Here is a 14,139-nt window from a genome sequence, read left to right on the forward strand (position 1 = left end):
GAAGTGTTCAGCCTAGCCCAGACTGCGTGCAGCGGCGTCGGTAAACAGCGCCCAAACCCGCTCAGCCTCTCGCCCAAGGCCAATCGGTGCCGCTGGCATGGCGGATAAGCAGAGCGTTATCCACCCTACCGTTCCAGCCACTGAGCGTAGGGTGGAAAACCGCGCAGCGTTTTCCACCAATGGGCCATGCGTAGACAGCCTCTCAGAGCCTGTTCACGATCTTCTTGACTAGGGCCAGACAAGGCGCTACGCCAGTAACAGCCTCCGGCTGGTCAAAGCGGTGAGGAAGCGCAGTTTACGGCCTGTAAATGAGCATGACTCGTTTCACTCGCCCTTCGGGCCGCACTGAAGCGCGTTAGCCGCAAGCGGCTTGCCGAGCCTGTTTTTAACGCGGCATGGCCGACGGAAAGGAGATCGTGGACAGGTTCTCAGGCCGCCTCGGCGGAACCCTCGTCCAGCAGGTAGGCATCGAACCCCAGCTGGTTGAGCAGATGCACCGCCAGCTCGCTGCGGATGCCGCCTTCCGGGGTGACCACGTAGCAGGTGGCGCGGTCGAGGCTGTCGGCATGGGTGCGCAGGTTGGCCACCGGCAGGTTGAGACTCTCCGGCAGGTGCGCCACGCGGTACTCCAGGGCCAGGCGCACATCCAGCAGCAGATGTTTGTGCGGCCCCGCCTGCATGCGCTGTTCCAGTTCCTGCTGGCTCATGCGCGGAATCAGCGTGGGCCGCACCAGCTCGACGAACAGCTCGCGCTGCAGGCGCGCCAGCTCGCCGTCTTCGAGCATGATCACGCTGGCCGAACGCACCGCGCCGCTGACCAGCGCCTCCTCGCCGAAGAAGTCGCCGCTTTCGAGAATCTGCGTGGGTTGCTCGCGGTAGGCCTGCGGCAGGCTGATGCGCGCCCGCCCCCGCTTGATCACATAGAAGTGCTCGCCGGGCTCGCCGTACTGCACCACCGCCTGCCCGGCCTCGACCGGCAAATACTCGAAGCGCGCCAGCAGCGCATGCAGGTGCGACGGCGCGAGACGACCGAACAACGGCGAGCCGAGCAGCCGCGCCAGCCAGTCCTCGTCGTTGTCGTGCTGCTCTTCGAGCATGCCGCCGCCCAGGCTGTTGACCTGATAGGCGGCATCCTGGCTCCAGCCGAGCAGGCGCTCGAGCAACTGGTGCTCGACGGCAAACAGCTGCACGTCGGTCAGCGCCTTGACCGTGGCCGGGTTCGGCTGGCTGCCGTTGAGGGGCATGTGCGCCTGCCCTGAACCACCCTCGAAGGTCTGCCGGGCATGGCCGGCGTCCACCGCCACCTTGCCGCTGAGCAGGTAGTACTGCGCCAGCGAGCGCTCGCCCTTGAGCAGCACCTGGGTGCCGGCCGGGTGCGAGAGGTATTTCAGGCTGGCGTGCAACTGCTCCCGGTAGGCCGGGGTGAGGAAGTCCATCGGGCTGAAGCTGCTCAGTTGCTCGGGCGTGAGCGCGGTGCTGCTCATGACGCGGCCTCCAGAGTGGGTCGGGCGGGGCCAACTGCCCGACGGGTGAGCCTGTAGATAACCTAGTCCCTGTGGGTGGGACAGGCATGCTCGCTGGTCGGTTCGCTCAAGGTTGTGCACAAAGGCCGGGGATGAGTCTGTGGATAACACGGGGATGACTGCCTACAGGCCAATGGCAGCGGCCCCTGGGCAGGATTGAGCAGTTATTGCTCAGCAGACCGGCGGAACAGAAGCCGTAGGGCGGGTGAAACCCGCGAGGCCTGCGACGCGGGTTGCACCCGCCCTACGTGAGCCGCCTAGGCCAGATCACGCCAGGTCAGGTACAGGCGCAGGTCGAATTCCAGCTGGTGGTAGTCCGGCAGCATGTACTCGCAGAGTTTGTAGAAGGCCTTGTTGTGGTCGTTCTCTTTCAGGTGCGCCAGCTCGTGCACCACGATCATATTGAGGAATTCCGGTGCGGCCTCGCGAAACAGCGCGGCCACGCGGATCTCCTTCTTCGCCTTGAGCTTGCCACCCTGCACCCGTGACACCGCCGTGTGCAGGCCAAGCGCGCGATGGGTGAGGTCGAGGCGATTGTCGTAGAGCACCTTGTCGATGGCCGGTGCGCTGCGCAGGTGTTCCTGCTTGAGTGCCTGGGTGTAGGCATACAGGGCCTTGTCGCTCTGCACCTGATGGCGCGTCGGGTAGCGCTTGGCCAGGTAGTCGCCGAGGCGGTCGTCGGCAATCATCTGGCGGACCTGATCCTGCAGATGCGGCGCGTAGGCCTGGAGGTATTTGAGCGGGTTCATGCGGCGACACTGGCGAAACGGAGCGCCAGTTTACCCTGTGCACGGCACCTGGCTAAACCGCAGGGGCCAGGCGGCTGTTTCTCAACGCGCAGTGTCTTCGGCCAGGCGACAGCCATGTACCGCGCTCGCCAACTGCAACGAACAGGCCTCCCCCGCCAGGTAGCTGCGGTAGACGCGCAGCAACTCCGCGGCGCTGTAACGGCAGCTCTGCGCCTGGCACTCGGCGCTGAAGGTGAAGTGCCCTGCCAGCGGCTCGGCCAGTTGGATGCGGATCGCCGGCCACTCCCCCTGCGGCGCGTCCGCCGGGGTGAACAACCAGCGCTGCTGGCGTTGCACCAGGGCCCCGCCAGCGGCCGCGTAGTCGAAGACGAACAGCAAGGTGCGCGAAGTCTTGGTGGTGCACTCGGCCTGGCTGCTGCAGTGCTGCGGATCGCCATCGACCACCCGCGCAACAGGCGACTCGACGGCGGGCGCAATAACCACCGGCTGCTGCGCGCACGCGGCCAGCAACAGAACGGCGCCAAGCGTGGCAATGAGCGACTTCATGGTGTGCACTCCAGCATGGCTTTTGTAGGAGCGAGCTCTGCTCGCGAAACCGGCAACGTAAAAGCTTCGCGAGCAGAGCTCGCTCCTACATGGGCAAGCCCGAGAATCTGTACTCCAGATACGCAAGAGCCCCGCATGGCGGGGCTCTCGGTATAGCGCAAAGCCTGGCGGCTTAGTTGACCTTGGCGGCCAGCTCACCTTTGGCGTAGCGCTGGAACATGCCTTCCAGAGAGATCGGTTTGATCTTGGAGGCATTGCCGGCGGTGCCGAAGGCTTCGTAGCGGGCGATGCAGATGTCGCGCATCGCGGTCACGGTGGCGCCGAAGAACTTGCGCGGGTCGAACTCGCTCGGGTTGGTGGCCATCAGGCGACGCATGGCGCCGGTGGACGCCAGGCGCAGGTCGGTGTCGATATTGACCTTGCGCACGCCGTACTTGATGCCTTCGACGATTTCCTCGACCGGCACGCCGTAGGTTTCCTTAATGTCGCCGCCGTACTGGTTGATGATTGCCAGCCAGTCTTGCGGTACCGAGGAAGAACCGTGCATCACCAGGTGGGTGTTGGGGATGCGCTTGTGGATTTCCTTGATGCGGTCGATGGCGAGGATGTCCCCGGTCGGCGGCTTGGTGAACTTGTACGCGCCGTGGCTGGTGCCGATGGCGATGGCCAGAGCATCGACCTGGGTGCGCTGGACGAAGTCAGCGGCTTCTTCCGGATCGGTCAGCATCTGGCTGTGATCCAGCACGCCTTCGGCGCCAACGCCGTCTTCTTCGCCGGCCATGCCGGTTTCCAGGCTGCCCAGGCAACCCAGCTCACCTTCAACCGACACGCCGCAGGCGTGGGCGAAGGCAACGGTCTGCTGGGTGACGCGCACGTTGTAGTCGTAGTCGGCCGGGGTCTTGCCGTCTTCTTTCAGCGAGCCGTCCATCATCACCGAGCTGAAGCCCAGCTGGATCGAGCGCTGGCAGACGTCAGGGCTGGTGCCGTGGTCCTGGTGCATGCACACCGGGATGTGCGGGAATTCTTCGATCGCCGCCAGTATCAGGTGGCGCAGGAAGGGGGCGCCGGCGTATTTGCGTGCACCGGCGGAAGCCTGGACGATCACCGGGGAATCGGTCTTGTCGGCCGCTTCCATGATGGCGCGCATCTGCTCGAGGTTGTTGACGTTGAAGGCTGGGACGCCGTAGCCGAACTCGGCGGCGTGGTCCAGCATCTGACGCATGCTGATCAGTGCCATGGTTTTCCTGTCTCCCGGAAAGGATCGTTAATCGTTGCCAGCCTGCCGCAGGGGCGGGCCGTGTTCAAGTTCCAGGGGATAAAGGGGTCTGCCCTTATCCCGCCCCGCGCTTCAACAGCGCGGGGGTAAAGCCTGGCGGGCCTGCGAGCCCGCCATCAATTCTGTCTACGGCGCCTTGCAGCCACGACCAATCAGGTCGTTGCCGGCCACCCGGTAGACCAGCCCTTCCTCACCCTTGGTATGGAAGGCCAGCAAACCGTCGCTGTACAGCGCACCGGAGCCCGCAGGCTCCAGTTTGAGGCGGTGGACGATATCGCCGCCGCCCAGACGCAGGTCGATCTCTTCACGGCTGCTGTCGGCAAACCGCCACAGCACTTCGGTCTGGCTGTCGCAGACCCAGCGCGTCCATTCGTCACTCGGCGCCGGCTGGGTGGCGCACGCGCCAAGCAAACCGGCAGCGACCAGCATCAACATGCCTCGCATTGCCCACTCCTTGTCAGACTCAGGGACAGTTCTGTTGCGCACTGCCGCCTTCGGTCGGATCACCGCTGCTCTGCGTCTCCACCCGCTGATCGTCCTGCGTGGTCGGCAGAATGATCTGCGGCGGGCTGAGCACCTCACAGGTGCTCGAACGTGACGCATCGCCCGCACAGCCGGCAATACCGGCGCCTAGCACTATCACCATCAACAGGCTTCGCATGGTTCCACTCCTTTTTCCGGGCCCTGTGCAGCAGACCACGGGGAGCGGGCATGGTTTAGCCCGGGCGTTACTTGGCGCGCTGCTCCAGCACGGCCACGGCCGGCAGTACCTTGCCCTCGACGAACTCGAGGAACGCACCGCCACCGGTGGAGATATAGCTGATCTGCTCGCCCACGCCGTATTTGTCGATGGCCGCCAGGGTGTCACCGCCACCGGCGATGGAGAACGCCGGGCTTTCGGCGATGGCCTGGGCCAGGACCTTGGTGCCGTTGCCGAACTGATCGAACTCGAACACACCGACCGGGCCGTTCCACAGAATGGTCTTGGACGACTTCAGCAGCTCGGCGAACTGCGCAGCAGTTTGCGGGCCAATGTCGAGGATCATGTCGTCTTCGGCGACGTCGGCCACCAGCTTGACGGTGGCTCCGGCGTCTTCGGCGAAGGCCTTGGCCACCACCACGTCGACCGGCAGCGGCACGCTGACCTTGGCCGCGATGGCTTTGGCGGTGTCGATCAGGTCGGCCTCGTACAGCGACTTGCCGACCGGGAAACCGGCGGCAGCGAGGAAGGTGTTGGCGATGCCGCCGCCGACGATCAGCTGGTCGCAGATCTGGCTCAGGCTGTTGAGCACGTCGAGCTTGGTCGACACCTTGGAGCCGGCGACGATCGCCGCCATCGGCTTGGCCGGGTTACCCAGGGCCTTGCCCAGGGCGTCCAGCTCGGCGGCCAGCAGCGGGCCGGCAGCAGCGACCTTGGCGAACTTGGCCACGCCGTGGGTCGAACCCTCGGCACGGTGGGCGGTGCCGAAGGCGTCCATCACGAATACGTCGCACAGGGCGGCGTACTGTTGGGCCAGCGCGTCGGCGTTCTTCTTCTCACCGCTGTTGAAACGCACGTTCTCGAACAGCACGACCTGGCCTGGCTGCACGTCGACACCGCCGAGGTAATCGGCGACCAGCGGCACGTCGCGGCCGAGCGCCTTGCTCAGGTAGGCGGCGACTGGCGCCAGGCTGTTCTCGGCGCTGAATTCGCCTTCGGTCGGGCGACCCAGGTGCGAGCAGACCATGACCGCCGCGCCCTTTTCCAGGGCCAGCTTGATGGTCGGCAGGGAAGCGAGGATGCGCGCGTCGCTCTTCACCACACCGTCCTTCACTGGCACGTTGAGGTCTTCGCGGATCAGCACGCGCTTACCGGCGAGGTCGAGGTCGGTCATCTTCAGAACGGTCATGGTCAGTCCTTCACAAGGGGCTGGTTGGTGGCTTTCTGTTCGGTGGAACAGGCAGAAACGTCGAGGAAATGCTCGGCAACGTCGAGCATCCGGTTGGCAAAACCCCACTCATTGTCGAACCAGGCCAACAAATTGACCAGCCGTGGGCCGGACACGCGGGTCTGGCTGCCGTCGACAATCGCCGAATGGGCGTCGTGGTTGAAATCGCAGCTGGCGTGGGGCAGCTCGGTGTACGCCAGCAGGCCTTTGAGCGGGCCACGTTCGGCGGCCTCGCGCAGCACCCGGTTGATCTCGTCGGCCGAGGTGTCGCGGGCGGTCTGCAAGGTGATATCCAGGCAGGACACGTTGACCGTCGGCACGCGAATGGCTTTGGCCTGGATGCGCCCGACAAGTTCCGGCAGCAGGCGCTCTATCCCGCGCGCCAAGCCGGTCGACACCGGGATGACCGACTGGAAGGCCGAACGCGTGCGGCGCAGGTCTTCGTGGTGGTAGGCATCGATCACCGGCTGGTCGTTCATCGCCGAGTGAATGGTGGTGATCGAGGCGTACTCCAGGCCCACCGCTTCGTTGAGCAGCTTGAGCAGCGGCACCCCGCAGTTGGTGGTGCAGGAGGCGTTCGACACCAGCAGCTCGGTGCCGCTCAGGCAATCCTGGTTGACCCCGTAGACCACCGTGGCGTCGATATCCGCCTCGCTGGCCATCGGCTGGGAGAACAGCACGCGCGGTGCGCCGGCTGCCAGGAAACGCTCGCCGTCGGCGCGGCTGGTGTACTGGCCGGAGCATTCCAGTACCAGGTCGATCTCCAGCGCAGCCCAGTCGATGGCTTCCGGCGTGCTCTGGCGCAGTACCTTCACGCAGTTGCCATTGATATGCAGGCAATCACCGTCGACCCGCACTTCGCCGGGGAAGCGGCCGTGGGTGGAGTCGAAACGGGTCAGGTATTCGATGCTGGCCTGATCGGCCAGGTCGTTCAGCGCGACGATCTCGAAACCCGCCGCCGCGCCCCGCTCATGCAAGGCGCGCAGCACGCAACGACCGATACGGCCGTATCCGTTGAGGGCGACTTTATAGGGGCGTTTGGCCATGGATTCTTCGTCGGTCTGGAAGGTGGGAAACCGCTTCGCGGGTTTTCCACCCTACGCAAGGGTGAAGACACGTAGGGTGGATGGCCGCAGCCATCCACCGCACGGCACTTAGGCGTCCAGCAGCTCTTCGGCGGTTTCCAGGATGTTCTCGACAGTGAAGCCGAACTCCTCGAACAGCGCCGGGGCCGGGGCGGACTCACCGAAGGTGGTCATGCCGATGATGCGCCCTTCCAGGCCGACGTACTTGTACCAGTAGTCCGCATGGGAGGCCTCGATGGCGATCCGCGCGCTGACTTGCAGCGGCAGCACGTCCTGCTTGTAGCCGGCGTCCTGCTGGTCGAACACGCTGGTCGACGGCATCGACACCACGCGCACCTTGCGGCCTTGCGCGCTGAGCGTGTCGAAGGCCTGCACGGCCAGGCCGATTTCCGAACCGGTGGCGATCAGGATCAGTTCCGGCTCGCCGGCGCAGTCCTTGAGCACATAGCCGCCGCGGGCGACATCGGCCAGCTGCTGGGCGGAACGCGCCTGGTGCGGCAGGTTCTGGCGGCTGAAGATCAGCGCGGACGGGCCGTCGGCGCGCTCGATGGCGTATTTCCAGGCCACTGCGGACTCCACCGCGTCGGCCGGGCGCCAGGTGTCGAGGTTCGGCGTGCCGCGCAGGCTGGCCAGCTGCTCGATCGGCTGGTGGGTCGGGCCGTCTTCGCCGAGGCCGATGGAGTCGTGGGTGAACACGAACAGCACGCGCTGCTTCATCAGCGAAGCCATGCGCACGGCGTTACGGGCGTATTCCATGAAGATCAGGAAGGTCGCGCCGTAGGGGATGAAACCACCGTGCAGGGCCACGCCGTTCATGATTGCGCTCATGCCGAACTCGCGCACGCCGTAGAACAGGTAGTTACCGGATGCGTCTTCCGCAGAAACGCCCTGGCAACCTTTCCACAGGGTCAGGTTGGAGCCGGCCAGGTCAGCGGAGCCGCCGAGAAATTCCGGCAGCAGCGGGCCGAAGGCGTTCAGCGCGTTCTGGCTGGCCTTGCGGCTGGCGATGGTTTCGCCCTTCTCGGCGACGTCCTTGATGTAGGCGGCGGCCTTTTCGGCGAAGTCAGCTGGCAGCTCACCGCTGATGCGGCGCTTGAACTCGCTGGCCAACTCGGGATGAGCAGCGGCGTAGGCGGCAAACTTGTCGTTCCACGCGGCTTCGCGGGCGGCGCCGGCTTCCTTGGCGTCCCACTCGGCGTAGATGTCGGCCGGCACTTCGAACGGGCCGTGGCTCCAGCCGAGCTGGGCGCGGGTGGCGGCGATCTCGTCATTGCCCAGCGGGGCGCCGTGGCACTCTTCCTTGCCGCCCTTGTTCGGCGAACCGAAGCCAATCACGGTCTTGCAGCAGATCAGGGTCGGACGGTCGCTGGATTTGCGCGCGGTCTCGATGGCGATCTTGATCTCTTCGGCGTCATGCCCGTCGACGTTGCGGATCACCTGCCAGCCGTAGGCTTCGAAGCGCGCCGGGGTGTCGTCGGTGAACCAGCCGTGGACTTCGCCGTCGATGGAGATGCCGTTGTCGTCGTAGAAGGCGATCAGCTTGCCCAGGCCCAGGGTGCCGGCCAGCGAGCAGACTTCATGGCTGATGCCTTCCATCATGCAGCCGTCGCCGAGGAAGGCGTAGGTGTAGTGGTCGACCACCTGGTGGCTGTCGCGGTTGAACTGCGCGCCCAGCACTTTTTCCGCGATGGCGAAGCCGACGGCGTTGGCGATGCCCTGGCCCAGCGGGCCGGTGGTGGTCTCGACGCCCGGGGTGTAGCCGTATTCCGGGTGGCCCGGGGTGCGGCTGTGCAGTTGGCGGAACTGCTTGAGGTCGTCGATGCCCAGGTCGTAGCCGGTCAGGTGCAGCAGCGAGTAGATCAGCATCGAGCCGTGGCCGTTGGACAGCACGAAGCGGTCGCGGTCGGCCCAGTTCGGGTTGCTCGGGTTGTGCTGCAGGTAGTCGCGCCACAGTACTTCGGCGATGTCCGCCATGCCCATGGGGGCACCCGGGTGGCCGCTGTTGGCTTTCTGCACGGCATCCATGCTGAGGGCACGAATGGCATTGGCACGCTCACGACGGCTGGGCATCGCTGAATCTCCTGCGGGGCTGCTTCTGAAACGAAGGGGGCGAAAAAGGCGGGCATTTTCGCCCAGCCAGGCGCTGCGGGGCAATGAAAGATCGACGAAAGCTGCGCGCCAACTCGCCCAGAGCCGAGCAAAGCCCCTCCTATCCGCCCGAAATGGCGCCCATCGATGCCCCGCCATTCAATATCAAAACTTTTTGATATTGATATTGCTGGATGAAAAATGACCGACTAGACTGCGGCCCTTATGAATATGCGCGTGCCCCAACTCCGCTTCGAGCCAGCCGATGAACTGGCCGCCCTGTGCAAGGCCGGCGGTGATCCGCTGCGCCTGAACGTGCTGCGCGCGCTGGCCAACGACTCGTTCGGCGTGCTGGAACTGGCGCAGATCTTTGCCATCGGCCAGTCCGGCATCAGCCACCACCTCAAGGTGCTGGCCCAGGCCGGCCTGGTGGCCACGCGCCGCGAAGGCAACGCGATTTTCTATCGCCGCGCCCTGCCCCACAGCGAATTGCTCGGCGGCACCCTGCACGGCGCATTGCTGGCGGAAGTCGACGAGCTGCAGCTGCCGGTCGAAGTCGAGGCACGTATCGCCGCCGTGCATGCGCAACGCGCCGCCGCCAGCCGCGACTTCTTCGCCAAGACGGCGGACAAGTTCCAGGCCCAACAGGACCTGATCGCCGGCCTGCCGCAGTACCGCGACAGCGTGCTGGCCCTGCTCGATGCGCTGGGCTTTGCCGCCGGCAGCACGGCACTGGAGGTTGGCCCCGGCGACGGTGGTTTTCTGCCCGAGCTGGCACGGCGTTTTGCCCAGGTCACCGCCCTGGACAACAGCACGGCGATGCTCGAACTAGCCCGCCAGCGTTGCGACGAAGAACAACTGGACAACGTCGAGCTGCTGCTCGCCGATGCCCTGAACGACGAGATTGGCGCCGCCGACTGCGTGGTGGTGAACATGGTTCTGCACCATTTCGCCGCCCCGGCCGAAGCGCTGAAACAGCTGGCACGCCTGGTCAAACCGAGCGGCAGCCTGCTGGTCACCGAGTTATGCAGCCACGACCAGAGTTGGGCCAGGACGGCCTGCGGCGATCTCTGGTTGGGCTTCGAGCAGGAAGATTTGGCCCGCTGGGCCGATGCCGCGGGGCTCACGCCCGGCGAGAGCCTCTATGTGGGCCTCAAGAACGGCTTTCAGATTCAGGTACGGCACTTCGCCAAGCCGGATGCGAAGCAAACTCAGGAATGAATAGGATTTTGAAATGAGCGAATACTCCCTGTTTACCTCCGAATCCGTGTCCGAAGGCCATCCGGACAAGATCGCCGACCAGATTTCCGATGCCGTCCTCGACGCCATCATCGCCCAGGACAAACACGCCCGCGTGGCCGTGGAAACCCTGGTCAAGACCGGCGTTGCCATCGTCGCCGGTGAAGTCACCACCAGCGCCTGGGTCGACCTCGAGCAGATCGTCCGCGACGTCATCTGCGACATCGGCTACACCAGCTCCGACGTCGGCTTCGACGGCGCCACCTGCGGCGTGATGAACATCATTGGCAAGCAGTCCCCGGACATCAACCAGGGTGTCGACCGCGCCAAGCCGGAAGACCAGGGCGCTGGCGACCAGGGCCTGATGTTCGGCTACGCCAGCAACGAAACCGAGGTGCTGATGCCGGCGCCGATCACCTTCTCCCACCAGCTGGTGCAGCGTCAGGCCGAAGCACGCAAGTCCGGCCTGCTGCCGTGGCTGCGCCCGGACGCCAAGAGCCAGGTCACCTGCCAGTACGAGAATGGCAAGGTGGTCGGCATCGACGCCGTGGTGCTGTCCACCCAGCACAACCCGGAAGTCTCGCTGGCCGACCTGCGCGAAGGCGTGATGGAGCTGATCATCAAGCACGCTCTGCCAGCCGAGCTGCTGCACAAAGGCACCCAGTACCACATCAACCCGACCGGCAACTTCGTGATCGGCGGCCCGGTGGGCGACTGCGGTCTGACCGGGCGCAAGATCATCGTCGACAGCTACGGCGGCATGGCCCGTCACGGCGGCGGCGCGTTCTCCGGCAAGGATCCATCCAAGGTTGACCGCTCGGCGGCCTACGCCGGTCGTTACGTGGCGAAGAATATCGTGGCCGCCGGCCTGGCCGACCGCTGCGAGATCCAGGTTTCCTACGCCATCGGCGTGGCCCTGCCGACCTCGATCTCGATCAACACCTTCGGCACCCACAAGATTGCCGAAGACAAGATCATCAAGCTGGTGCGTGAAGTGTTCGACCTGCGTCCATACGCCATCACCAAGATGCTCGACCTGCTGCACCCGATGTACCAGGAAACCGCAGCCTACGGCCACTTCGGCCGCACGCCGGTGCAGAAGACCGTCGGCAACGACAGCTTCACCACCTTCACCTGGGAGAAGACCGACAAGGTCGCCGACCTGCGCGCTGCCGCCGGTCTGTAAGGTCTCCCAGGAATGCAAAAAGCCCCGCCTAGTGCGGGGCTTTTTGTTGGTAGGGCGGGTGAAACCCGCGACTGGATCACGCGGGTTTCACCCGCCCTACGTGGCGATCAGCAGGATGGCTACAGGGCATCTAGGCTGACTCCGACCTCAATCGAGCAAGGATGCTCATATGTCACGCTGGATCGCGTTAACGCTGCTTCCGTTTGCCTTCGATTCCTTCGCCACCCCTTGCCCCGACTGGCCCGCCGAGCGCGCACGCAACGAGCTTGAGGCGCTCAGCACACAGATCGCCCAATGGGATGCGGCCTACCACCGCCAGGGTCAATCGCCGATCAGCGATGAGCTCTACGACCAGGCCCGCCAGCGCCTCAACGACTGGCAAACCTGCTTCCCCACGCAAACCACGACCCCTGCCAATCCGCTACAGGGTGCCGCCGGTGAAGTGCGCCTGCCAGTGGCGCAGACCGGGCTCAACAAGCTGCGCGACGAGGCTGCCGCCAAGCAGTGGCTGGCGGGAGGCAGCGACCTGTGGATCCAGCCCAAGGTCGATGGCGTGGCGGTAACCCTGCGCTACCAGGACGGTCAGCTACACCAGGCCATCAGCCGGGGCGACGGGCAATTTGGCCAGGACTGGACTGCCCAGGCGCGGCTGATCGAGGCCATCCCCCAGCAGTTGGACGACAACGCTGAACTGATCCTGCAAGGCGAGCTGTACTGGCGCCTGCCCGGCCATGTGCAGGCCCGCGATGGCGGGGCCGGTGCGCGCGGCAAGGTAGCCGGCGCCATGGCCCGCAAGCAGCTGGATCGCCAGACCGCGGCGCAGATCGGCCTGTTTGTCTGGGACTGGCCCAACGGCCCGGATGCCATGAGCGAACGCCTGCACGGCCTGCAGCAACTCGGTTTCACCGACAGCGCCGCCCTGACCCTGCCGCTCCATGACCTGGCTGCGGCCCGCCACTGGCGCGAGCACTGGTATCGCAACGCCCTGCCCTTCGCCAGCGATGGCGTGGTGCTGCGCCAGGGCCAACGCCCGGCCGGTAGCAGTTGGATCGCCGAGCCACCGCAATGGGCCGCGGCCTGGAAATTCCCGGTCGCCCAGGCGCTGACGGAGGTGCGCGCGGTGCAATTCAACATCGGCCGCAGCGGACGCATCACCCCGGTGCTGCAGCTGCAGCCGGTGCAGCTCGACGGCCGCACCATCCAGCGCGTCAGCGTGGGCTCATTGCCCCGCTGGCAGGCGCTCGACGTGCGCCCCGGCGATCAAGTGGCCATCGCCCTGGCCGGCCTGACCATTGCGCGCCTGGACAGCGTGGTCTGGCGCAGCGCCGAGCGCACGCCCATCGCCGCACCCAATCCCAGCGACCATCACGCGCTCAGCTGCTGGCGCGCCACGCCCGGCTGCGAAAGCCAGTTCCGTGCGCGCCTGACTTGGCTCAGTGGCAAGCAGGGCCTGCGCCTGCCCGGCGTCGGCGAAGGTACCTGGAGCAAGCTGCAGGCAGCCGGCAAGCTCGATGGCCTGCTCGACTGGCTGGACCTGAGCCAACAGGAACTGGCCGCCACACCCGGATTCGCCGCGCGCAGCGCCAGCAATCTGCAACAGAGTTTCGCCAGCGCCCGGCAGCGCTCGTTCGTGCAATGGCTCAAGGCCCTGGGTTTGCCGCCCAGCGGCGCGGCACCGCTGGGTGAGGACTGGGGCAGCCTGGCCGCGCGCAATGCGCAGCAGTGGGATGGCTTCAACGGCATCGGCGCCACCCGCGCCCGGCAGCTGGTGGCGTTCTTCAACGATCCGGAGGTGTTGGCGCTACGCCAGCGCCTGCAGGCAGCCGGCGTGCAAGGCTTCTAGCCGCCAAGCTTTTTTGTAGGAGCCAGCTTGCTGGCGATCCATGCCAGCACAAAAGCATCGCCAGGCAGCAGCCGCTCCCGGCGGCTTGCTGCATTCCCCCCATCCCTGGGGGTCACAAGCTGGCTCCTACAAAGAGCACTCGAGCAGGCAGCTCAGTAAACGCGGAATTCCTTGTGGCAGCCTTCGCAGCCATCTTCCACGCGCTGCACCAGCGGCGCCAGGCTGGCGCTGGTCTGCCCCGGCTGTGCACTGCCCGCGGCCAGGGCCCCGGTCGCGGCTTCCAGCTCACGTGCCAGTTGCTGGAAGCGTTCCTGACGCTGCCACACCTCATCGCGCGCATCGCTGCCGCCATCCGGCTCCTGCACGGCCGGGAAGTGCTGCCACGGCTGGCGCGACAATTCGTCGAGGTGCTTGGCGCCGACGGCGAACTGCGCTGCGTCGAAAGGAATCCGCCCGCGCAGCATGCCGCCCAGCTCTTCACTGGTGTTCAGCATCTGCTTGAAGATTGTCTGGCGCTTGCCCAAGGGCGAATTCGGATCGACGCCGCCGCAGGCAGTCAGCAGGACACAGCAGCACAGCAGGACTTTCACTTTCATGGCGGGACGAACACTTCGCAGGGCGAAAAGGGGCGCCAGTATCGCCGCTCCCCCGGTGTCGACCAAGTAGCGCATTGTCG

Annotated in this window: 13 protein-coding genes; 3 read left to right on the forward strand and 10 right to left on the reverse strand. The window is 65.5% G+C overall.

The window, feature by feature from the left end:
- Window positions 1-428: 428 nt before the first annotated feature.
- From H3H51_RS02615 to tkt, 9 genes are all read right to left on the reverse strand, one after another.
- Window positions 429-1,484 carry a cyclic nucleotide-binding domain-containing protein gene (locus tag H3H51_RS02615; RefSeq protein ID WP_183087455.1) on the reverse strand — a complete coding sequence of 352 codons (1,056 nt, stop codon included), beginning with the start codon at window positions 1,482-1,484 and terminating at the stop codon, window positions 429-431.
- A 296-nt stretch (window positions 1,485-1,780) separates the two neighbouring features.
- Window positions 1,781-2,272: a M48 metallopeptidase family protein gene (locus H3H51_RS02620; RefSeq protein ID WP_183087456.1), complete on the reverse strand. Its 492-nt coding sequence runs from the start codon at window positions 2,270-2,272 to the stop codon at window positions 1,781-1,783.
- An 81-nt stretch (window positions 2,273-2,353) separates the two neighbouring features.
- Entirely contained in the window at window positions 2,354-2,818 is a 465-nt protein-coding gene (locus H3H51_RS02625; RefSeq protein ID WP_183087457.1) for a putative periplasmic lipoprotein, read from the reverse strand.
- A 172-nt stretch (window positions 2,819-2,990) separates the two neighbouring features.
- Window positions 2,991-4,055: a class II fructose-bisphosphate aldolase gene (fba, locus tag H3H51_RS02630; protein ID WP_183087458.1), complete on the reverse strand. Its 1,065-nt coding sequence runs from the start codon at window positions 4,053-4,055 to the stop codon at window positions 2,991-2,993.
- A 165-nt stretch (window positions 4,056-4,220) separates the two neighbouring features.
- Window positions 4,221-4,538, reverse strand: coding sequence for an MliC family protein (locus tag H3H51_RS02635; protein ID WP_183087459.1), 318 nt, complete (start codon window positions 4,536-4,538; stop codon window positions 4,221-4,223).
- A gap of 19 nt (window positions 4,539-4,557) precedes the next feature.
- Window positions 4,558-4,755: a hypothetical protein gene (locus tag H3H51_RS02640; RefSeq protein ID WP_183087460.1), complete on the reverse strand. Its 198-nt coding sequence runs from the start codon at window positions 4,753-4,755 to the stop codon at window positions 4,558-4,560.
- Window positions 4,756-4,822: 67 nt separating this feature from the next.
- The gene (locus H3H51_RS02645) at window positions 4,823-5,983 is read right to left on the reverse strand and encodes a phosphoglycerate kinase (RefSeq protein WP_183087461.1); all 1,161 of its coding nucleotides are present in this window, start codon (window positions 5,981-5,983) and stop codon (window positions 4,823-4,825) included.
- Between the two features lie 2 nt (window positions 5,984-5,985).
- Window positions 5,986-7,068, reverse strand: a complete 1,083-nt coding sequence (gene epd / locus H3H51_RS02650) for an erythrose-4-phosphate dehydrogenase (RefSeq protein WP_183087462.1) — start codon at window positions 7,066-7,068, stop codon at window positions 5,986-5,988.
- A 108-nt stretch (window positions 7,069-7,176) separates the two neighbouring features.
- A complete protein-coding gene (gene tkt / locus H3H51_RS02655; RefSeq protein WP_183087463.1) occupies window positions 7,177-9,177 on the reverse strand; it encodes a transketolase in 2,001 nt (666 codons plus the stop codon).
- A gap of 243 nt (window positions 9,178-9,420) precedes the next feature.
- Between tkt and H3H51_RS02660 the strand changes: the two genes are divergently transcribed.
- The 3 genes from H3H51_RS02660 (at window position 9,421) to ligB (ending at window position 13,463) form a co-directional block, all read left to right on the forward strand.
- The gene (locus H3H51_RS02660) at window positions 9,421-10,416 is read left to right on the forward strand and encodes an ArsR/SmtB family transcription factor (protein WP_183087464.1); all 996 of its coding nucleotides are present in this window, start codon (window positions 9,421-9,423) and stop codon (window positions 10,414-10,416) included.
- A gap of 13 nt (window positions 10,417-10,429) precedes the next feature.
- Window positions 10,430-11,620, forward strand: coding sequence for a methionine adenosyltransferase (gene metK / locus H3H51_RS02665; protein ID WP_183087465.1), 1,191 nt, complete (start codon window positions 10,430-10,432; stop codon window positions 11,618-11,620).
- 169 nt (window positions 11,621-11,789) lie between these two features.
- The gene (ligB, locus tag H3H51_RS02670; RefSeq protein WP_183087466.1) at window positions 11,790-13,463 is read left to right on the forward strand and encodes an NAD-dependent DNA ligase LigB; all 1,674 of its coding nucleotides are present in this window, start codon (window positions 11,790-11,792) and stop codon (window positions 13,461-13,463) included.
- A 152-nt stretch (window positions 13,464-13,615) separates the two neighbouring features.
- Here the strand turns inward: ligB and H3H51_RS02675 are convergent, their stop codons facing one another.
- Entirely contained in the window at window positions 13,616-14,059 is a 444-nt protein-coding gene (locus tag H3H51_RS02675) for a c-type cytochrome (RefSeq protein ID WP_183087467.1), read from the reverse strand.
- Window positions 14,060-14,139: the final 80 nt, after the last annotated feature.

It is taken from the genome of Aquipseudomonas ullengensis, from assembly GCF_014174475.1.
GTDB classification, from domain to species: Bacteria; Pseudomonadota; Gammaproteobacteria; order Pseudomonadales; family Pseudomonadaceae; genus Aquipseudomonas; species Aquipseudomonas ullengensis.